Annotated in this window: 17 protein-coding genes; 6 read left to right on the top strand and 11 right to left on the bottom strand. The window is 39.6% G+C overall.

Annotated features, from left to right (window positions below):
* Window positions 1-126: 126 nt before the first annotated feature.
* The 4 genes from S4054249_RS08290 (at window position 127) to S4054249_RS08275 (ending at window position 4,823) form a co-directional block, all read left to right on the top strand.
* The gene (locus S4054249_RS08290) at window positions 127-1,695 is read left to right on the top strand and encodes a hypothetical protein (RefSeq protein ID WP_046357308.1); all 1,569 of its coding nucleotides are present in this window, start codon (window positions 127-129) and stop codon (window positions 1,693-1,695) included.
* Window positions 1,696-2,673: 978 nt separating this feature from the next.
* A complete protein-coding gene (locus S4054249_RS08285; protein ID WP_046357307.1) occupies window positions 2,674-2,955 on the top strand; it encodes a helix-turn-helix domain-containing protein in 282 nt (93 codons plus the stop codon).
* Window positions 2,956-2,968: 13 nt separating this feature from the next.
* Entirely contained in the window at window positions 2,969-3,526 is a 558-nt protein-coding gene (locus S4054249_RS08280) for a hypothetical protein (protein WP_046357306.1), read from the top strand.
* A 697-nt stretch (window positions 3,527-4,223) separates the two neighbouring features.
* A complete protein-coding gene (locus S4054249_RS08275) occupies window positions 4,224-4,823 on the top strand; it encodes a hypothetical protein (RefSeq protein WP_046357305.1) in 600 nt (199 codons plus the stop codon).
* 220 nt (window positions 4,824-5,043) lie between these two features.
* Here the strand turns inward: S4054249_RS08275 and S4054249_RS08270 are convergent, their stop codons facing one another.
* Window positions 5,044-5,898 (bottom strand): substrate-binding periplasmic protein, encoded by an 855-nt coding sequence (locus tag S4054249_RS08270; RefSeq protein ID WP_080928414.1) that lies wholly within the window; start codon window positions 5,896-5,898, stop codon window positions 5,044-5,046.
* A 17-nt stretch (window positions 5,899-5,915) separates the two neighbouring features.
* A complete protein-coding gene (locus S4054249_RS08265) occupies window positions 5,916-7,418 on the bottom strand; it encodes a DUF3612 domain-containing protein (protein ID WP_046357303.1) in 1,503 nt (500 codons plus the stop codon).
* Between the two features lie 265 nt (window positions 7,419-7,683).
* Between S4054249_RS08265 and S4054249_RS08260 the strand changes: the two genes are divergently transcribed.
* Window positions 7,684-8,169, top strand: coding sequence for a malate synthase (locus S4054249_RS08260; protein WP_046357302.1), 486 nt, complete (start codon window positions 7,684-7,686; stop codon window positions 8,167-8,169).
* 246 nt (window positions 8,170-8,415) lie between these two features.
* The gene (locus S4054249_RS08255; RefSeq protein ID WP_419555174.1) at window positions 8,416-10,542 is read left to right on the top strand and encodes a cation:dicarboxylate symporter family transporter; all 2,127 of its coding nucleotides are present in this window, start codon (window positions 8,416-8,418) and stop codon (window positions 10,540-10,542) included.
* A gap of 63 nt (window positions 10,543-10,605) precedes the next feature.
* Here the strand turns inward: S4054249_RS08255 and S4054249_RS08250 are convergent, their stop codons facing one another.
* The 9 genes from S4054249_RS08250 to norR all read right to left on the bottom strand — a co-directional run bounded on the left by S4054249_RS08250 (window position 10,606) and on the right by norR (window position 22,259).
* Window positions 10,606-10,986, bottom strand: coding sequence for a DUF1294 domain-containing protein (locus S4054249_RS08250; protein WP_046357300.1), 381 nt, complete (start codon window positions 10,984-10,986; stop codon window positions 10,606-10,608).
* 39 nt (window positions 10,987-11,025) lie between these two features.
* Window positions 11,026-13,197, bottom strand: a complete 2,172-nt coding sequence (locus S4054249_RS08245) for an exonuclease domain-containing protein (RefSeq protein WP_046357299.1) — start codon at window positions 13,195-13,197, stop codon at window positions 11,026-11,028.
* A 67-nt stretch (window positions 13,198-13,264) separates the two neighbouring features.
* Window positions 13,265-16,585, bottom strand: a complete 3,321-nt coding sequence (locus tag S4054249_RS08240) for a response regulator (protein WP_046357298.1) — start codon at window positions 16,583-16,585, stop codon at window positions 13,265-13,267.
* A complete protein-coding gene (locus tag S4054249_RS08235; protein ID WP_230851819.1) occupies window positions 16,582-17,799 on the bottom strand; it encodes an ABC transporter substrate-binding protein in 1,218 nt (405 codons plus the stop codon). The genes S4054249_RS08240 and S4054249_RS08235 overlap by 4 nt, the downstream gene beginning before the upstream one ends.
* A 74-nt stretch (window positions 17,800-17,873) precedes the next feature.
* The gene (locus tag S4054249_RS08230; RefSeq protein ID WP_046357297.1) at window positions 17,874-18,716 is read right to left on the bottom strand and encodes an alpha/beta hydrolase family protein; all 843 of its coding nucleotides are present in this window, start codon (window positions 18,714-18,716) and stop codon (window positions 17,874-17,876) included.
* Complete coding sequence (locus S4054249_RS08225; protein WP_046357296.1) at window positions 18,706-19,305, bottom strand: TetR/AcrR family transcriptional regulator; 600 nt, start codon at window positions 19,303-19,305, stop codon at window positions 18,706-18,708. The genes S4054249_RS08230 and S4054249_RS08225 overlap by 11 nt, the downstream gene beginning before the upstream one ends.
* Before the next feature lie 189 nt (window positions 19,306-19,494).
* Window positions 19,495-19,986, bottom strand: a complete 492-nt coding sequence (gene bfr / locus S4054249_RS08220; RefSeq protein WP_046357295.1) for a bacterioferritin — start codon at window positions 19,984-19,986, stop codon at window positions 19,495-19,497.
* Window positions 19,987-19,989: 3 nt separating this feature from the next.
* Window positions 19,990-20,460, bottom strand: a complete 471-nt coding sequence (gene bfr, locus S4054249_RS08215; RefSeq protein WP_039609178.1) for a bacterioferritin — start codon at window positions 20,458-20,460, stop codon at window positions 19,990-19,992.
* A gap of 212 nt (window positions 20,461-20,672) precedes the next feature.
* Window positions 20,673-22,259: a nitric oxide reductase transcriptional regulator NorR gene (gene norR / locus S4054249_RS08210; protein WP_235611268.1), complete on the bottom strand. Its 1,587-nt coding sequence runs from the start codon at window positions 22,257-22,259 to the stop codon at window positions 20,673-20,675.
* Window positions 22,260-22,341: the final 82 nt, after the last annotated feature.

Below are 22,341 nucleotides of genomic sequence, written 5' to 3'. Positions count from 1 at the left end.
TTTAGCCCAAATTTGCTTAAAATTTTTCATATCGAATGCGCTTTGCAAATTCTAAAATCTCTGCATAGCAGTATTAAAATAACAATCGAAGCAGTAACTTATAAACCTGCGTATTAAGGAACATGCATGTTTAAAACTCAATTAAAAACACTCACGTTAGCAATATTATGCGGCTCTCTTTTTACAGGCTGTGGTGGTAAAGGCGGCTCCGGCTCACCTTCTATTGAACTCAATAATAAAAACACCAGCACGCCTCCTGTTCAACATAATGGGAATACAGGATCCCAAACACCTGAGAGTGACTCAGGATCTGCAGATAATGCAGACTCAACTCCTCCTGTAGATACAGATCAAAGCCGGTATGCTAGGCGAGGACGCGTTATTGATGGCTATGTAAAAGGCGCAACAGTTTGGCTTGACCTAAACAGCAACGCCAAAAAAGATGAACATGAACCTTTTGTAATTTCAACAGACAAAGGCAGCTACGAACTTGAACTGACTGAAGAGCAGGCCCAATGTGCGGCTTATGTACCTACTTACGTTGACGTCCCAGTAGGTGCCATTGATGAGGACTTAGGTGAAGTAACAAAAGCATATCAGATGGTATTGCCTCCGTCTTTCACAACACCGGATGATGAAACCTTGCAACATATAACACCGTTAACCACGGTATTATGGCAATCACTTTATAAATCCGATGAATTTAAAAACACCACTTGCGCTGAAATCATTGCCGACAACAAGCTAAAGAAACAGCTACAAATTGTTTTGAGCAAGAGTATAAAGCAAGTCGTTGATCACTATAATATCTCAGAAGAGCAGCTATTTAGTGACTACATTGAGAGTGGCGATGAAAGCCTAAAAAAATTAGCTGAAAACATTGTTAAAGGACTTCAAGCAAGTGTTGAAAAGTACCTTGCCCTTGCAAAAGAATATCTTGATGCGCATGAGATCCGTGTTCTTCATTACCAAGACACGCCTCCTGCGCAACCACAAAGCGAAGAGCGTGTTTGGTATAGAAGCATTGTGATATATGCTGAAGACGATGCGCCAATTGTGAATGAAACAGTTCGAATGGATGAGAACTTAGAAGAAGTTCTGTTTGTACACTACGATCGTAAAATTACAACTCAGCCTTGGGGTGATGGTCATAACTATAGACGATATGTAGATATGGAAAAAAACACACTGGACGATCTAGGTGTTTGCCACCACTCAGAAGTTTTGGAAATAAAAATTGGTGATATTACCTATTCTTTAGACAACTACAAATCAGTTGATCGCACCTCTCACGAAGAAATGTGTAATAATAAAATTGATTTTAGTGACGCACCATACAGAGGGTTGTCGGTTAGCTATAGTAAAAATGGCGTCAATTACTTAACGTCCATAACACAAGATAAAAATTCGAAAAACGATCTACCTGACTGGGTTAATTTAGCTGACAAACCAAATCTCTTAGATATATTAGTTTTAACTTATTATTTTGTTCAATCTGGACACGAGTTTGACAAAGACATTACTATTCCTTTTTACTCTTGGGAAAAGCGTATTACTGATGACTCTAGCGAAAACCGCATTACGACATATAAGTATAGTGATGGTACATGGAAACGCGAAACTTACCGAGATGACGGCACTTATATTACGCATTGCAGTAACGATGGTGAAATATGGGAAGACTGCGAAGGGTAACACCTAGATAATAAACAATCATTACTAATATTGAAATCTCCCTATAAACGGTGCAAAACCTGCCTAAATTGCACCGTTTTTTATATTGCGTCACCTAAGCTTTTTTTTAAAACCATGCCATCGTAAAAGTTACGATATTTTTAGCTTCTGAGATTCTTTTATTTAAAAAACATTCGAGTGATTAATTTAAAAATACAATTTCACTGAACACATAATAGATTTACATTCAATCCATCACATAAAATAATAAACCATTATACTAGTATGAAAAATTCAATTTTCGTAGCAACCCAAACCTATACCTAGGCGATACTCTCCACCAGAGTTGTAGATCAAAAGCTTGGCATCATTGCACTAATAATTATGTACAAAACGCCTTTATAACACTCAAAAGGTTCAAAAAATAGGTCGCGAAAAGGGCAATGCATTGAATAACAAGCCAACTTTGGACAGTGCACAGGTACAAATTTCGAGAGAAAGCCTTTTACATCGCTTTAAAGATAAGTGCAACACCGCTACAATTTTTGCATCCACTAGTACAATAGCATGAGATGTGATAAATAACTTTCACGCAACTTTCGGCAGAAAAGCCCGCAAATTAATGAATAAATCGCACCAATAAAACATAAAAAACTGATAAAATAACACTTTAAATCCCATTAAAATCAACAATAAAATATAAAACCATCTTCCATACTACAATACTTTGGCATTAATCACCTCAATACAAAAACAATAAAAAATTTAATTTTTTTGGCTTTTGCAGTTTATTTCTCGAACACACCTTGATAATATAACTTTCAACAAATGAAAAATTTAATAAACATCAGGTTAAATTTATATCGAGTAAATCCTAGTTATTTTTAAATAACATGATTATATTAATATAAGCTGTTAATTATCTCTAAATACTTGCCACGGCAGTATTATTAATGATAGCTTTTGTTAAATTTGTTATCAAAAGGTAATGTTGGAAATATGAAATTGAGAATTCGACAACTAGGACTGTTTAATGGCTTATGGGGAGAAGCTGCCAAGTCGATTAAATCGATGCGTAAAGACGCAGGCTTCACTCAAAGTCAACTAGGACAAAAGCTAATTCCAACGGTGGATCAAGCTACTATATCCAATTGGGAAACTGGTAAAACACCAGTACCTTTAACAAGTTATTTTTTAATTTGTTTTATATGTGGGTTTAGTCCAGAAGAACAAACCAAGCAACTACTCGAAAGTCAACAACCAGAAAACAAAAGAAATTAAAAGGACGTACCTGATGTTTAGTTATGAGAGTTTAACGAGTCTACTTGACTATTATGGCTTTATAATTCTTCCCTTTTATATTTTCGCACTGATAATCAGTTGGAAGAATTTAAATTTTAGATATTTATTATTATTACTAATAGGTATAGAGGCTTTTGACTCAGCAATGTACTTCAAAGCAGTTTCTTGGGGTAATGTATATTACTTGTGGGGATTCTTTATGTGTACTTTATTTATAGTACCAGTCCTTACAAGAAGGCTTATTGCTGAGAAGTTGGAACCAAATATAGAATTTTTCAGAAAAGCAAAGAAGAATTATAGATTTACGAGGCAAGAAGGTGGATTACTATTTCTTTTCTATGTAACAGCAATAACATTTTTAATTACTTTTGCCGAAGTAAACCTATATAAATTATTTTTAATAGATAGCTATCCATTCAGACTATACATATACGAACCAACTCACATATTAATATCAGTATCTGAGTTATTCCTAGTGTTTAGTATGATTTTAGATAAAAAAGAAATTGTCAATGACAGCGATAATAGTTTGGCACATGACAAATTATAAGGCTGATATATAAAATTTGAAACATAGAACTAAGGAAATAAAATGAAAGAAATCGAGAAAGACTTACTTGCATATGTATTTGGTGGCGGACCTGCAAATGGTGGTGGCGAATATCCTGTCCGTGCCGAATAAAGCCCATTGTGATTTAAAGTCTAAGCTTACTCGCTTAATGAAATTAGACCTTAGTTCCATGAAGTGCAAATTAAGTAAAATTAGAGTATGAAATTCGACTTTACTCGAACCCAAATATGAGAAATAAATTTGTGATGTTTTTCATTAATTTACTTATTTGCTTGTTTTTATCAGTTGAAGTTCAATAAAGGACTATTGTATTACTCATAAATAGGAATTTTGGTTTAAATAATCGACCTCAAAAATGAGGTCGAAACCTTTAAATTACAGTGAAAATTTGAAGGTCGTAAAAACTATTCTAGTACTAAGTTGCCACTAAAGAGACGTTAAGCGTCTTTGTTAAAAATGATTATACCTACTGTCCATTCATTGTTCACTACCCATCTCCCATCATTCCTACAGGTGGGTGCAAAATAGCGAACATAAATATTCACATTTCCCTGAACGTTCCAGAACTCAAAGCGTTTTCCCTACACTATATCTTATTAGTTATAGACTAACGTAAATAAAATTATAAACTAGCTGATAACTCACTCACTTCACACTTGAATAAAGGGTCCTTTAATTGTTTGAAGCGTTTTCTATAAACACTATCTACCATGGTATCAGCTTCATTAGCTTGCCTGTCATCTTTATTGCATTGCTTGTCGGTTGGAAAAGTATTAATACACGCTGCCTACTAATACTACTGGCTGCCCTTGAGCTCATTGCTACGATAATAGCTGAATTTGCGCTAGACTGGCGTAATTACTATTATTTATGGATATTCCTAAATAGCCTACTCTATATTTATGTTGTACTTGCTAGAAGGCTTATTATTGCACGCTTACAAAAACGCAGCCGACTTTTTAAAGATGTTCTCGATAACTTTTATTTCACCAAGCAAGAAGGTGCATTGTTATTTATCTACCTGTCCTGTTCAGTAATTACCTTTATAGCATTGGTAGAAGTAAGCTTGTATGTCATATATGCTATTAACTCCTTTCCATTTATTAAATATTTTTTTAGCCCATTACTGACGCTACTTTGCTTGCTCGAAGCCATCGTAATACTTTGGCTTGCAACAAGAACAGTCCCAGTGGATGAAGACGTTCTTACGATAAAAAATAACAGAAAATGTGCTCTAACATCGCAAAAACGTCAAAACTCTTCAAGTGGAAAGTAGCTTGTATACATAAGCTATGCAATTAACACAAAACCATTAATGCAGCCCTAAACCTGGTATATAAATTTAGCTGTGTAAAATAAACCACTGAGTATATACGTTTTATGTGGCATAAATTTCAGTATAAGTACCATGCTAAAAAAAACGATTATTTTGAATAAATAACTTATACAAACTTGTTTTTATCATACACACTAAACGTTATTTATCCGCTCATAGTTCACTTCATTAAGCCAAGATTTTTCTGGTATGCATCTATGATGCCTTTGATATGCTGACTGTTTTTAAGAATAGACAAATTGAGCCTTTGCAACTGCTTTTCTGTTAACATCCCAGGGCGAAGCATATAATGAATTGGGTTTTCATAAATGCGGACTGTGGTAGATTTTATTTTGTTTATATATTCTGACCTTTGCAGTAAATAGGCACCGGTTAAATAGTCTGCTACCGCATATTCAACTCGCTTTTTATTAATTAAGTCAAATCGCTCATGGGCAAAGTTTGTTTCAACCACACAATCTTCACAAGTGCGCCTAAAGTCTGCAAATGGCTGCCCATACACACTCCCGCGACTGACTGCGACGAGATTTTTTCCAAGGCCCTCAAGTAAATTAAAAGATGTCACGTTAGCAAGGCTCGACATGTCTTGTTGATTTTGTTTGTGCGTGAACAATAGCATGATTTCTTGTCGATAAGGTATGCTGAATTCAGCGTACTTTCGTCTAGATTGCGTAAAACTTGCGGCTGGGATTAAATCAACTTGGCTCTCTTGAAACTGTTTAAACGCTCGACTAGAAGAAGGTAATTCAACATATTGCCAGCAAAACCCTGCATCCCTTAAAATCAGCTCTACGATCTCAACTTCAAGACCAACATAGTGCGCGCCAATACGTTCAGAATAGGGCGGCCAGTTACCACTGGTGCTTACTCTCAAGGTTTTCTCACAGTTTATCTGCGCACCACTTGCTTTGCTTGCAAGTAAAATAAGCGAAAAAAAACACAGTGCCTTCCCCCACTCATCAAGCATTTTAATTGCCAACTTTCTCAATCTTAACTTTGCCTTAGAAGCTCTCATTAATTACATTATAAGCATTAACTGGATTCATAGCAGCTCGGTTGTCTTGGGCAAGCTGTGCCACGCGTGCAAATGACTCTAACATCGTTATTGATGCCTCGCTCTATCCAATTAATATTAAGTATTTTTGCCACACTCATTAATTGTTTTTTTAGATGCCACGGCACCACACTGGCACCTCCTTGTTTTATGCATAATGCTTGCAGCTCTTGTACAACCTCCTCGGCACTATACCCTTGCGCATCGATGGCTGGATTCAGGTCTATACCAGCACACAAAACATGTGCATTCTCTACCAAGTCATTTACTTTTAGTGACTCACAACAATATAAATGTGGTTTTCCATTGACGTTTAGAATAGATAATTGTGCGCTGGACTGCTCAGTTTGTGCTACAAACTTTCTAAATACAGCCCAATGCTGGCAAGGATCTTCTACACTGCGCATGTTTCCCCAAGGCAGTGGGATCCCATTCCCACGATATACAGCTTTCAGCTTACCAGGTAAATAAGCATCAAAGTAATGCCAATGCGGATATGGAGAGACCACGGTCATGCGCCGCATTGCAACCGATGGCGAAATATTTAAATGCTGATGAATGTCAATCTCATAGCCATACGAGTCTAATAACTGCCGGTAAGCCACTTTTGGGCAAAGAAGCGCGCCGGCAAAAAAGCTGGATTCAAAATCATGCCACGCGGTCAGGATATCTTGCGCATTGGGCGCAGTGTCGGAAGCTGGCAATACAGCCGTATTAAATCCGCCAGTACGCAAAACACAACGCAAACCTTCTAGTTCATGTAAAACACTGTGACCTATATGCACGGCTAGATCATACTTCAGTCTTGCTGGGTTTTTCTCCAAAGTTCGATTAATGTGCACAATATTTGGTTCACTAAAATAGGATGTGATTAAGTGGTTAAACACATGACCACTGTCATCCATCACTTCATTGGGCACCTTATCGAACCATTTAACCACTAAGCCTTGTTTTTTGAGCAACATTAATAATGCTTCAACGCTTAGATATAAATTTTTGCCACCTACTTCATCAGCCGCACGTTCTAGGTCGGGAAAATGATTCTGATGATGCTCTTGGTGAGCGCGGATCAGTAAATGTGCAAACTGACGTCCGCTGATCCCTGTTTGCGAAAGCATTTCTGGTATCGCGATTTGTAAAATGTCATTTGAAAATAAAAAGTTGGGCTCAAGCGCCATGCCCTCTATTCCACCGGATCGCCCTTTTTGTGGCGTAATGTCATCAGGCTCTGGGTCTGTGTCTAAAAACCAAGAAAGAGGCTTTTGAAACACCTCGGCAAAGTTGTCTAACATGCCACTACTTGGAGTACGTTTTCCCCGCTCAATCATAGATAGATATGACACCGATGGCGCTGTGTGCGGGTCAACTCTGATGCAGCGAGCAGACAGATCTTCCAGCGTTAAATGGTTACGCTTTCGAAGGTTGCGAATTTTGGTACCGAGAAAGTGAGACTTACGCATCAATTCTGACGATTTTTTCATTTTTAATACCAATCCTTCTAATTTAAGCGACTTTCATCAATGTTCGCGACATTTTTAAACATGTGCATGATATAAAAGAGCATAAACTCGAGCATTTTACAACAAGAGGTCAGACCAGGCTTTGTAAAATTTACACTGTAAAATTCTTTTTGTGAAATTTATTGATATTTTTTTATACACTGAAATTGTAGTCAATTAATCAGCGAGCGTTATGAGACAACCATAACGTCACAACAATTTAATTTCGGTAACTGGGGATACATCAATGAAAGCACAACTTCAAACCACACCACCACTGAGTGAAGAATGCCAGAAACTCATCATTGCAAAACAATTTTTAGATCAACACTGCCCGCTCGAATTCGGTTCACATACTCAAGTGAGTGCTTACGTTGTTTATTACAATCATCTCATGGTTTTTTTTGAAGACGGGCAACATTGTGGGTTGAAAAACACCAAGCAATTTGTCGCGCTTTGTGGCCACAAAGAAGAGCCTACAACTATATTGCTACAAAAAGATGATGGCCTACATATTGAGCTGAGCTTTAATATCGCTGGTGAAAATGGAAAATATGATAAAGCCCATATTAACGACGTACAGTATGAAACACCATTTAGTTCGATTGATACACAAAATCGTCAACACACCAAACTTTGGATGAGTTTCATTGATGGCGTTCAGCACACTTTACTCGATGAGCCTCGTTGTAAATGTTATCGCAGCAAAAACGGTGAAGATTACGAAGTATGACAATTACTGCAAATTACATTTTTTATTCTTTATGAATTTTTATTCTGGCCGCGTATGAAATCGCGGCCAAATGTGAATACTTACTCGCATCAAATCTATAACTTTCCAATGCATAACGCCCTGTTGTTATATTTCATTTCATGCATTCAGATTATTTTCAGCTAACCTCAATATAATCGCGCACCTATTTAACTGCGGCGGGTAACAATGAATAGAGTATTCGATTGGATAAAAAGCATGAACTGGATGCTGTGGGCACTGATCTTCGGTATTGCAACAGGGCTCATTTTTGGTGAACGCGTGGCGTTTTTACAGCCTATTGGCGAAGGTTTTGTCAGCTTAATGCAAATTACTATCTTCCCCTATATTGTTGTCAGCCTCGTTGTTGGCCTAGGCAAATTCAGCCCAGATCAAGTAAAAACTGTACTCGCCAAGGCCGCCATTACCATGATAGCACTTTGGGTAATAGGCCTTGCCGTGATTTGGTGCTTTACGTTAACTTTACCAAGTCATGATGCTGGTACCTTCTTTTCTCCAGCCCTTGTAGCACAAGCGCCAGAAGTTAACTTTGTTCAGCAATATATTCCCTCTAACCCTTTTGCATCTATGGCACAGGGAAATGTACCTGCTCTTGTAATATTTTGTATCGCATTAGGTCTTGCCCTTATTTCAAACGGTAGAAAAAACCAGTTACTTGATGTACTTGAGGTCGTCGGACAAGGTTTGACTGTCATGTCAAAAAAAGTAATTAAGTTTTTCCCAATCGGTATTTTCTCGATGACTGCAAGTACCGCGGGCACCATCGGACAAGAAGAGCTCAGTAATCTGCAAATTTATTTAGTCTTAGTTATTTGTTTAGGCTTTTACCTGATGTTTGCTTTACTGCCTATGCTGGTTGCTGCACTGACACCGGTAAAATACCGCGACTTAATCAAGGTAATGCGTAACGCATGGATAACGGCATTCAGTACCGGTAACGTGTTTATCGTGCTGCCTGTCATCACAGAAGGAATTAAAGCACACCTTCAAAAAATTAAACGTAGCGATGAAGAGTCTGATCATATTGCTGAAGTATTAGTGCCTATTGCATACACCTTCCCAAGCCTTGGTAAACTAACTACTTTAATGTTTGTCACTTTTGCTGCTTGGTTAACAGGTAACCCAATTTCCATTGAGCAAATCCCAAATGTAACCCTCTCTGCAATGCTCAGTTACTTTGCCAACGTCCACATTGCCATTCCTTACATGTTGGATAGTTTAAAGATCCCAGCTGACAGCTATCAGTTATATTTATCCATGTCTGTGTTGACTGCAAAGGTCGTCTCCCCAACTACGGTTGTGTATATTTTCGCAGTAACGTTGCTGTGTATTTTCTATAACAAACAACAATTACATTTAAAACGCATACGCTCTGTGTATTACCTAACTTTACTGTCAGTATTCCTACCTGCCTTTATGGTCTTAAGTTTTGCGACTAATAACTATTTGGCCAAAAGTACCAAAGGTGCCGACGATGTAATTGCTAATATGGTGGTTTCAGATCAAGTACCAAGCGATGTACTTAACCATGTACCTAAAGCCTATCAAAGCGGCGAACTCTCATTAACCAATATAGACATTATTAAAAAACGAAATCTGCTGCGCGTAGGCTATTTGGTAGATAATGTGCCGTTCAGTTATTTTAATCAAAAAGATGAACTGGTTGGATTTGACATTGGGCTTGCGCATAAGCTTGCGTCTGATTTACAAGTAAAAGTTGAATTTATTCCTTTTAAAAAGCACCAATTGCCTGAATATTTAAGCAAAGGTTATTTCGACATCGCTATGTCAGGGCTAGAGATGAGCGTTATGGACTTAAGCAGTGTGCGCTTCACCAACCCTGTTATGGAACTGCAACTGGCGCTAGTGGCAAAAGATCATAGGCTCAAAGAGTTTGCATCGAGAGAACTCCTGTTAAATAAAGATAAACTCAACCTTGCCCATGTTGAATACCAACCCCTTATGCGAGATGTCGCCAACAGATATAAGCAAATTCAAGTTACACAACTTGGTAATCACCAGTCATTTTTTGAAAAAAGTAGCGACTTTGATGCCCTTGTTATTAGTGCTGAAGCGGGATTTGCGTGGAGTATGTTTTATCCTGAATATGGCGTCGTTGTACCAAAAGGGGCTGAGCTCAAATACCCTGTTGGGTTCGCCGTAGCAAAGCGTAATGTCGATATTTTGAATTATGTAAATACATGGCTATCCATCCAACAAAGTAAGGGCGCGATACAGAGTAACTATGATTATTGGATTTTAGGTAAAGGCACACAAGTTAAAGAGCACCGATGGTCACTCCTTGATGAACTTACGGAAGAACTCAATCCGTGATAACAAAAACGCCAGTAATCACTGGCGTTATCTCTTTCCGGCTTAAGCACAGTAAAAAGTACACTACATATATATTTGCACAAACCCTACGGTACTGGCACTCAACTGCAACAAAATGGCTAATAGCAACTTGAGTTGAAATGACCATTTACTGGTTTTGTGCTGAGTAAAGTGCATAGTGAGGTGAGTAGTACAGTGCAACGCCAGCATAGATAACAAGATCAATGTTTTTTCAGATACTCTTTGCTTGTTGCTTTGCGCATACGACTTGTCTTTGTAAAATGCTAGATACATCATGGCGTTCGTCAGTACTAGTACCGTCAACACAGTCATAAGCAGAACAATACTGTGCTCAACCACGGGGATCGTCAGCATAGCAAGCGCCACCAAAGACACGGCTACACAACACTTGCTCACATAGATAATAAAAGTATTAAATAGCATAACGGTGTACTTTTATGCTAATTACCGAGTTAACAATGATCATCGCTCCGCCTCTTTCTCCATATCATCACCCATCAGCCTTTTTTGATTAATGAGATTAAACAACTCTACGGTCGCCATTGCATCATTGAGAGCCCTATGATGACCTTGAAGCGGTATATCTAAATCCTGACAAATTTTACCAAGAGAGTAGGACGCATGCCCAGGGATCCACTTGCGACCCAATTGCACAGTACATAGCTTAGCGCGCTTATATTGCCTCTCCAGTCTCGCAAACTCGGCCTTTATAAAGCCAAAATCAAAGTTAACGTTGTGCGCGACAAAAATAGCATCTTTACTAAAAGCATCGATATCGTCAACGACCTCACTAAATATCGGCGCGTCATTAACCATCTCATTGTCAATGCCTGTCAATTCGGTGATATAACGCGGGATCCGCCTCTTGGGATTGATTAGACTGTGCCATTTTCCAACAATTTGCCCATTAACAACCTTGACCATGGCAATTTCAGTGATTTTATCATGCTCTTTTTTTCCACCTGTCGTTTCTATGTCCACAATGACATAAGGCTGCATAGGTTGCACTTGCCACTGAACTGTTTGTATCCCCACGTCAAAACCTGATTCAACTAGTTTTTTTATAGTGATCAATTGATTACGGCGCAAGCTATCTCCTGGCGCTTTCACTTCGATAAACCTAACGCCATTTTGACAGACCATTAAATCCGGATATCCATCTTTCAACCCATTAAAGTCTTTACTCATTGCTCGCAAGTGGTTACACACCGCGTCGATAGGTGCATATTTAGCAAACTCAAACAGTTGCGCTAGGCCATCTGGGTGCCAGTACATTAAACGATTATGTGACCCAAACTTTTCTGACGCCTGTTTAACTAACCAACTTAATAGCTGTGCATTGTCACAAAAGGCGCTTAAACGTTGCTCTATCTCTGACTTAAACACTTGATAAAACGAGTTATCTTTTATGCACTTGGGTGTGCGTTCAAACTCATTAGAAAATGCATTTCGGGGATCTTCAAACAACTCATACCAAAAGCTTAAACAAAATAAGGTACGCCACAATCTATTTTCACAGTGATAAGCTGTGGTGCCTGAACGTCCATAAAGCTCTACAAGTCCCTGTTCTACATAACCAACGTACGCCTCATCCAGTGCTATAGGTTCACCGCTGTCTCTAAGCATATCTGTTAATAGTGAGGTTCGAGTTTGCGTGAACTTTAGTCGGTAAAAGTCCTCTGCAAAAAAGAGCAGCTTTTCGTCGCCAGGCGCATCCAACAGCTGCTCGATCAAGTTTTTACACTGCTGGTGTTCACCTTTGCCGTATAGTAAGCGGATATACTTTTCTTGCGCTTTAGGGTGACCACTCAAAACCAGCAATGATTCACTCAAGGCGCTATTTTCATCAGCCACCAAATTAGCCAGTTTATAACATAAATGATCGTATTTTATTTGTGCCAACTGGCCAATAGGCTGAGGGTATTCATGTGCTGACACACTATTAGCTAATTTGAGTGCAGACTCTTGCGCTAACCCTTTTAAATCGAGGTATAAATTACAATACAAATAGGCACTGAGCGCTTCTTGTTGATGCTCAAAATGCGCATTCCCCTGCACTCTGCCATTTTGCGTATGCATAACGCCTAAGTCTCGCATCGAGAACTGCGTCAATCCACCGCCTAATTTGCCAAAAAATAGAAACAAAAAATAAGCTAAATCTGACTTAAAAGGAGATGAAAAGTATGTTCCTATTATGGCTGATGATGGATCAAGGTTATCTAGCTGGGACAAAATATAATCGAGCCAAAGCGACTTTTTAGCTGATTTAACAGGAGTACCAGATAAGGCATGCGCTTTGGCAAGCGCAATCAGCTGGGTTTTGTTAAGCTCAGATACTAGACTCGCCAATGCAGACTTATCATCTGCGTGTTGTAACCAGCCTGCGCGTTTTAATTCATTATATGCCTGACCAAAGTCTTGGATTTCCTCATAAACAAGCTCGTCTGCACATACAAAATCACGTTTCCTATTTACTACACGAACCAACAAACACTGACTATCTTGAGAGAGTACCTTAAAGCCATTAACTTTTGCTCGCTGATTTTCACTGAGTAAATCCCAACTTGTTTGCGTTAAGTAATCAAGTAGCTCATAAAAGTGCGTAAGATAGTATTTTTCTGGCAGTGTTTTCAAAACTCAAGCCTGTATATTTAAACAGTACTTAAATATGCCAAATTTCCTGTCATATGGCTATTAATTTTTACTCAGTCACATCAGAGCGCGCGTTTTGTGTACTCAAATGCGCTTTCAGGCATTGCAACAAAGTTCCAGGTTGAATTGGCTTTGTCAAATAATCATCCATGCCCGCATCACGACATTTCTTTTCATCCCCACTCATCGCATTCGCAGTTAAAGCAATGATTTTAATGTGTTGATTGCTCTGCCCTGCCTGCCCTTGCCTAATATGTCCAGTCGCTTCATAGCCATCCATTTCTGGCATCTGACAATCCATCAATACCAAATCATAGGGTTTTGAATGCTGACAATGACGCAAAGTATTTATCGCTTCCTGACCGTTTGTGACCACGTCAACAAATTCAATACCCAACTTTTTCAGCATACTTGTTGTGACAATTTGATTTACATGATTATCTTCGGCGAGTAATAATCTCGGTTTTGGATCCCACACAACAGGCTCTTGATCATCACTCTCTTTGAAGGATTTTAAATAATGAGACGTGACTATTGGTTTCGCATTCGCAAGTGCTTCGCCATCCTCTCCTACTACAGATAGCGCATTATGCAAATCTGTTGTCGTTGCAGGCTTTGGAAAATATCCAGAGAATCCACGTTTTGCAAAATATGCCGCATCACCTTGGTGACCCATCGAGGTCATCATAATGAGCTTGATACTGTTAAGCCTTGGATCTGCTTGCATTTCAGCACCCAACTTAGCACCGTCCATCACTGGCATTTGCATGTCTAAAAGCGCGATATCGAATAGTGTTTTATTTGGGTCTTTAAGCCTCGTCTCACATTGAGACAAGGCCTCAATCGCCGAAGCGGCTTCTGTAACCGAAGCGCCCCAGATTTCTAATTGCTCACGCAAAACCGTACGATTTGTCTGGTTATCATCCACTATTAGTAACTCTAGCTTACTAATGTCAAATTTAGGCATTGGCCGATTATTTTGCTCGCCGATGTCTAACATGATTGAAAAGTAAAACTCACTCCCACAACCTTCTTCACTTTTCACCCCAATACTGCCCCCCATCAGCTCACACAGCTTTTTAACGATGGACAAACCCAATCCAGTGCCACCATATTTGCGCGTGGTTGAGGAATCAACTTGTGAAAAAGTCTCAAATAACTTGTGCTGTTTTGATAGCGGTATCCCGATACCACTGTCGATAATAGAGCAGTCTAAACGTAATTTATCTTGCACTTTGCACAACTCAGCCCGGATGATTATTTCACCTTCATCGGTAAATTTAATGGCGTTACCTACGAGATTTGATAACACCTGTCGCAAGCGACTCGGATCACCCTTTACTACCGAGCTGTCTACTTTGACGATGTCTAAAATCAGCTCGATACCTTTACTTTGAGCTTGTAAGGCGGCAGATTCCGAAAAATCCCCAAATAGCTCTCTCAAATCAAAGTCCAGCAGCTCCAACTCAAGCTTTCCTGCATCGACTTTTGAGAAGTCTAATATGTCATTGATTAAATTAAGCAGAGAGTTTGCACTATTCATCGCTAATCGAGCACGATGTTTTTGTTCATCATCTAATGGACTATTCATCATTAAATTTAACATGCCCAAGACACCATTCATTGGCGTGCGGATCTCATGACTCATGGATGCTAAAAAAGCGCTTTTCGCTTCACTGGCTTGCTCGGCTTGTACTTTGGCATCTGCCAACGCTTTTTGTTGGCGGATCTGCTCAGTTACATCCTGTAAAATGCCCACATAAGCAATCAACTTTTTGTTTTCATCCAAAACTGGGCCTATGTGCATATTGTTCCAAAATGGCTCACCATCTCGACGATAATTGAGTATCTTTTCTCTGTGAGGTTGCTGTAATTTGATGGCTTCACGGATCGCCTCAACCGCATTTGGTGATGTTTGCTCGCCTTGTAAAAACCGACAATTTTTACCAATTACAGACTCATCATACCCAGTAATACGTTTAAAAGCTGAATTAATAAAACTCAGTGGCATGTCTTTTTTATAAGCGTCAGTAATAACAATGCCTACATCACAAGACTCAATGGCATACGCTAACAAATCATTATGCTCTTTGGCCTTTTTCAATGCTTCTTGGTACATCTTCTGGTCGGTAATATCGGTGAGCGAGCCCGACATTCTTACTGCTTTGTTATGCTCATTGCGCAGCGCCAACCCTTTTGAGCGATAAAAGCGAAAATCCCCATTAAAATTTCGCATCCTAAACTCAATATCAAAAGCCTCACCGCTTTCTAAATGCGTATTCAATGCACCAAATGTATTGGTTTTATCTTTTGGGTGTACCGCCCTTTCAAGGCTTTCAAAAATATCAGGAAATCCGTTAGTATCATTGCCGTCATAGCCCAACAATTCTCGAAATCTCGGTGAAAAGAACATGCTCCCCTTTTCAATGTCCCAATCCCATATTCCATCATTACTTCCTTTGATTGCCAATTTAAAACGCTCTTCGCTTTTCTGCGTTTCTTTTTGTGAGAGCTGCAACTGCTTAAAAGGGTTTAACAATAGCTGACGACCGAAAAAAAACAGCAATAAAAAGGACAACAGCAAACTAATCACCACCGCTTTTGCTATGGCTAAGATGAAAGTATTTACGCTGTTTTGAATGATTTGTTGATCAATAAAAAACTTTATCTCAACATCGGTATCAGGAAGTTGGCTTTCAAATAACTGTAAGTACTCGAGCCCAGTCTCTGCGTTACTATACTTGACCCATTGCCCCAGCAGTTCAACGGCCAATTCACTTTGGCCCATATCAATCGCGAGTAAGGATGCCAAGTCTGTTTTAAACTCAGAGATAAGCACTCCTTCAGTAAAACCGTTATATTCTATAGGAACGGCTAAAACAAACTGAAAATCTTGCTCTTCATATTTAAGCACCACGGCTTGACCCAGCTCTCCCAATAACATCTGGTCAAGCCAAGGCTCGCGGCTAAACTTACCACTGTATAAAGGAGAATTAGTGAACACCGGCTCTGATAACACGTTGTACAAATGCAGTGGAACATGCGCACCAAGCACCTTGTAGTCTTTTAAAAAGTCAGAGAGCGATGCACGAGATATGTCGCTGCCCATAACTGCATTTGACAACATGGGGATCTTGGCCAAATCCTTTAATAAGATTAATCGCGTGGATATAAACTGACCAAGGTTACTTACCGCCAGCTTTGCCTCGGTTTGCCTAGCCTGAAGTTGTAACTCTTTTACTGAGCTGTCGGCCCTCGTGCCAACTAACGACAAACTAATCACAATTGACAAGACCAAGCTACACAATAAAAATGCATAAAATGCTCTGTCAGAAGACATGCTAAAAACTTTGTTTAGCCAACGAATCATGAATTATCCACCAGCACTTTAGTGCTGCCATTAGACTGAAAATACGCCATACACAAGTCATCAATGCCTAATGCTTCATGCGCATCTGGATTTTGAGTACTCCACCTTGAGTATGGATTCTGATAAGTTTTGATAAGCCCTTTTACTGGTTGATCGATTTGCTCAAGCGCATTTCTAAATGCCACTCTGTCTTTAGACATATCACCAGTAAGTTCAATTTTATCTATTGCTGCCAAAGCAACTTTTGCAATGTCATAGCCATGAATAAAGCCTGTGGGGGCAAATAGGAAGTCACGCTCTGCAAATTCATCGGCAAACATGCGTTTAGCATTATTCCATACTTTGCCTGCTTGTTCAGACAATGGTCGCTGTTGAAATGAAAAACAACTTTGAATAAAGTGCAAATCGATACCGGATGCCAGCTCTACTTTTGCCTGCTGAAAAAAGTCTCCGCCAGTAATGCCCCAATGGCTAATAATTGGAATTCGTTGCTCCTTTGGATAGTCAGCCATCGCTGAGACCAGCTGCTTGCCTTCAATGGCATTACCAACAAACAAAATACAATCACTGTCTTTTGCGAGCATTTCTCTGATATGAATTTTTGCGCTGCTTTCCTTCATGCCCCAATCAAACCAAGTCACCGTGGCCTCTGGGTTACCCAAAGCTTTACCAATTGATTTGTAGTTTGATTTGCCCCAAGGCGTTCTTTCTAAGAAAAGGTGAGGGTTTTTGCACGCGCGTTGATTAGCAAACTCCACAAGCTTGATACCCGCTTTGGTGTCATCCACAGACAGACGAAATACCCAATTTTCGCCCTCATCATAACGTGTAATGGGGCCACCTGCCGCCCAAGGCACCAATAAAGGAATTTGATTTGTATTAATAAACTCACGGTATTTTATGTAAGGTGAAGAATGTAACCCACCCAGCACAAACAGCCCTGATGGATCTTTCAAAAAGCGCTTAAAGTTCAGAAAGCTGCGATTGCTATTACCACGATGATCACGAGACAAAAGCTTAATTTTAAAGCCTTGGGCTTGACTATCTACCTCTTCTAAAGCACTTAGAAAACCCATTTTTATCGCGACAGCAGATTGTCTATGGGTACTATAGTCTGAATCATGATAAACATGTAACTCAGGTAAGCTTTTATCTTTTGCAAATAAACCAGTCGACAAAGCAACACAGAGCACGGCGCAACAGTATTTGAACATAAGCACGAATCAATTATTTTTAGCTACTATAAAGTTAGTCTATCTTGCCTATGAATTACAATTCCATCAAAGTATTAAATATCAATTAATTGTCTAATCGCTTGCCAAGTCTGTGGACTATTTATAACCCTACCGTGGCCTTGACCTTGCGTGCTATGTAAACTGGCATGACTGTGTTTCTCTACCTGTGTCAAAGTATGCTGGTATGGCGCGTATTTGTCCTCTTTGTCATGAACCATAAAAAGCTGAGATTGCTTAGCCAAGTGATTTTCTGCTTGCAGGGACTTAAATACCATATCATGCTCTGTCTCTACTTCATTAAGTAGTCGCTCAACCAGTTTATCCGTTATCCCTGTAGAATAAATACGCTCCTGAAATGAATTATAAAAGTCAAACGTGGGAGCAATCATGACATGTTTTGTATTATTCGTTGCATTCACAGCGCTGATTGTGCCCATTGAATGACTCACTACCCCTTTGATTTCATTACTATCAAACTCTACTAAAACGTGTTGTAACCCTCTTATAAACAAAGGTAAATTTGCAAACTTACCCGCACTTTTACCATGCCCATAATGATCAAAGCCCACCACAGAAAACCCTTCATCAATGACTTTTTGCATCAATGGATAAAATTGACTCACGCCGCCAGACCAACCATGGGTGAATACAAACTTTGGACCTTCTCCACCTTCTACCAAGTTTAGGGCACCATAGGGTGTTTCAAGTTTACGGCGACTCATTTGCTGTGGTAGTGCGATTTCTTTGCGCCCAGATGCAGGTGTTAACAGTAGTTTTCGAGTCGCATTTAAACTCATCTTAGGAGCAACTTTGGCCATGAGACTCGATACACCTCGGGTGATATGGAAGCTCATAGATTTCTTATTCTTGTCTGAAAAATATATTTTACTGCTCATTCGATTTGGCTCCATATTTGTCTAACAATGCATTAAACCCTGTTTGAAAGCGACTACGCTCATCATCTTCAAGTGATAACCAGCGCAGATTTTGACTTCCGAGATATAAAGAATACAGTTCAAACACAAATTGCTTTGGACAAGTGTCTGCTGCAAAGTCTCCATCTTGAATAGCTTGTGAAACGATATGCTGTAAATAACTCAACCAATTTTTTAAAGTGGCTTGAATATGCTCCCTAAGCGCGCCTGGTTGATCATCAAACTCAGCTGCTGCATTGATAAAAATACACGTTGCCGCGTCTGGCTTATACCAATTAAGCCAATTTTGACAAAGCTGGTTTAACTTTGCCAAGCCCCTCGTATCTTTATCACACGCTAAAATAACGTGCTCTTTAAACAAGTCAGATGCATATTCAAGCACATTTAACTGCATGGTTTCTTTAGAATTAAAATGTCCAAACAGCCCAGATTTAGACATGCCTGATGCAGTCGCCAACATGCCAATCGTCAAATCATTAAGGCCTGTTTCAGAGGCCAATGCCAAGCCTTTGGCTAAAATTTGCTGTTTAGTTTGTTTACCTTTACCCATAACACTCTAAAAAAGAACGAACGTTCGTTTTATATTAATAGATACACTAAAGAGATCAAGGTTTATTTAATGTAGTCTTTTTTCAGCTTAGAGAGACTATTCTAAAACCACTTAAAAAACAGAAAATTAACGGCATAAAAAAAGAGCGCATAACGCGCTCTTTTACTTTGCTTAACATGCTAACCCACGTTAGCTGCCAGATCCTGCATCCCCACTCATTTGACTTTGGATGTAGTTTTGAATACCAATCAAATCTATCAGGCCGAGATGTTGCTCAAGCCAATAGATGTGATCCATTTCTGTATCATCAAGCAAGGCTTCTAAGGTTTCTCTTGTTACGTAATCTTGCTCTTCTTCACACACCGCGATGACCTTTTTAAGATGATCTTTCACCACCACTTCGGCAGCTAAATCATTTTCGAGCATCTCTTTCACATTACTGCCGACATTGATAGGCGCACGTGACGCTGTGTCAGGTGTTCCCTCTAAAAATAAAATCCGCTCAGTAATGCGCTTAGCATGATCCAACTCTTCTTCATATTCATGAGATAATTTGTCATGCAAACGCGCCATTCCCCAATCTTCATACATTTTGGAGTGTGCTAAATATTGGTCCATAGAACTGAGTTCAAGGGTGAGTTGCTTATTTAGCAAGTCGATAACTTTGTTGGAACCTTGCATAATTTAATCCTCTATCTGTGATTGAAGATAGTTTTCAATACCCGTATTCTTAATTAAGAAATCTTGAGTCTCGAGCCAGTCCACATACTCTTCTTCATACTCTAAGATGTCTTCGAGTAACTCTCTACTAACGTAATCTTGCTCTTTCTCGCATAAGTCAATAGCTTCGCGCAATGCAGGTAACTGCTCGTGCTCAAAAGCAAGGTCGCAACTAAGCATTTCTTCGGTATGCTCGCCAATGCGTAACTTTTCAAGATGTTGTAAATTCGGTAAGCCCTCTAAAAATAAAATGCGCTCAATCAAATCATCTGCTTGCTTCATATCCTTGATTGATTTTTTATAGGCTTTTTCGTTTAGCTCTTCAAGTCCCCAGTTTTTGTACATCCGAGCGTGTAAAAAATATTGGTTAATGGACGTGAGTTCGAGTGTCAAAATTTTATTCAAAGTGACAATTACTTGCTTACTACCCTTCATAGGGCCCCCTAGTGGCAAATCAGTTAGACGCTATTTAACACTAGTCCAATATTCGTACTTGGCAAGACTAAATGAAAATAACAAAAAAGTTTTAATATCCTTTTAAAATAAATAACTTATAAAAGAATTAAGAACAATTTTCATTGCCAATAACAATTGAATTTAGGTCTCGATTAACACTTTAAACACGCCGTTGTGATTACCTAACTTGGCTACTTAACTTTCTTCACAGTTTCGACGCCTAAGCGCTTAGCGAGCCTAACTAAATTTGCTCGGTCGATATTAAGTGCTCTGGCTGCCGCTGCCCAATTGAGCTGATGGGTGTTAAGCGCTTTTAAAATAAGGCTGCGTTGAAAATCTTCCGTGGCCTCTTTTATTGGCTGCAACACACTACCCTGTTCAAAACGCGCATAGCTTTCCAGCTCCCCTTTTGGAGATTCAAAACTGAGCTCACAGTGGCTAGGCATAATTTTTATAATGTCTTTTTGCCAGTTTGAATGCTTAGCTTTAAGCGCCGCGCGACTCAAGACATGTTCCAACTCTCGAACGTTACCCGGCCAATCATGGGCTTTTAAGTATAGGAGCAAGTCATCATCTAATAAAAGTTGAGACACGCCTAACTTTTTGCGAAGCTGCTCTACAAAATAACCTGCAAGTGGGACGATATCTGTGCTGCGGTGTTTAAGGGCTGGAACCTGAAGCGGAAAAACTCTTAAGCGATGATACAGATCTGAGCGAAACCGACCTTCATCCACCTCTTTTTGTAAGTCCCTATTGGTAGCAGCCACAATCCGAACATTCACAAAATGCGGCTTATCGCTGCCTACGGGCTGGATCTCCCCGCTTTGCAAGGCCCGCAATAATTTGCTTTGAATATGCAGCGGTAATTCACCAATTTCATCTAAAAACAACGTGCCCTGATCGGCTACCATGAACTTGCCTTCTCGGTGTTTATCTGCACCTGTGAACGCCCCTTTTCGATGACCAAAAAACTCACTTTCTGCTAGATTGTCAGGCAAAGACGCACAGTTTACTTGTACAAATGGTCCAGTACTGCGATTAGATTGCGCATGTAATTGCCGCGCTACCAACTCTTTACCTGTGCCAGTTTCTCCCTGAATAAGCACGCTAAGATCTGAATTTGCAACTAGGCTAATATCTGATTTAAGCTTTTGCATTGGCACAGACTCACCAACCATGGTGTATTGCTGATGGCTCAACTCATTTAACATCGCAATTCCGGACTTGGCGCGCTTAGACAATCTATGCATATTGTCTACTGCACTAAAGTGGCTGGACACCGATGCTTGCACCATAGCAAGTAATGAAGCGCCATAACCGTCAAAAGCATACGGGCTTAAACTATCAAATGTGATCACACCCAACAGCTTATCTTGCTCGTACATTGCAAAGCCCATGCAGGCATGCACTGGTAAATCACCCGTCTCCGCAATCAACATACCATCATAGGGGTCGCTCAGTGGACAATCAGCAGGAAAAATCACCGGTGCCGTTACGCTTTGCGCTATGTCTTTGAGCCTTGGGTGCTCTGATAATTGAAATCGTCTTCCCATGACTTCTGGCGCCAGCCCTGTTGCAGCCAGCGGAACCAAGGCTCCTTGCTCGTGACCTAGCACCGCTATCGCATCTGCACTAATGAAGGCTTTAAGCGCATGCATCACCGCACCACAATATGACACTAAATCAACCTCGTTATCTTTTGGTAACGCCTCAGCAAGTGATTGATTAAAAGTAATTAATTGGGATAACTCTCTTTTTTCCATGTCATATTGACTCACTTATTATAAAAAGACTCCATTAAAAATATGTCAAATAGACTCTAAAGTAAACCCTTAGAATCATAACCATATGTTTTAATTG

This window comes from Pseudoalteromonas luteoviolacea, from assembly GCF_001750165.1.
GTDB lineage: Bacteria > Pseudomonadota > Gammaproteobacteria > Enterobacterales > Alteromonadaceae > Pseudoalteromonas > Pseudoalteromonas luteoviolacea_G.
The sequence above is the reverse complement of the archived record's forward strand: the minus strand, read 5'-3'. Positions and strand labels throughout refer to the sequence as shown.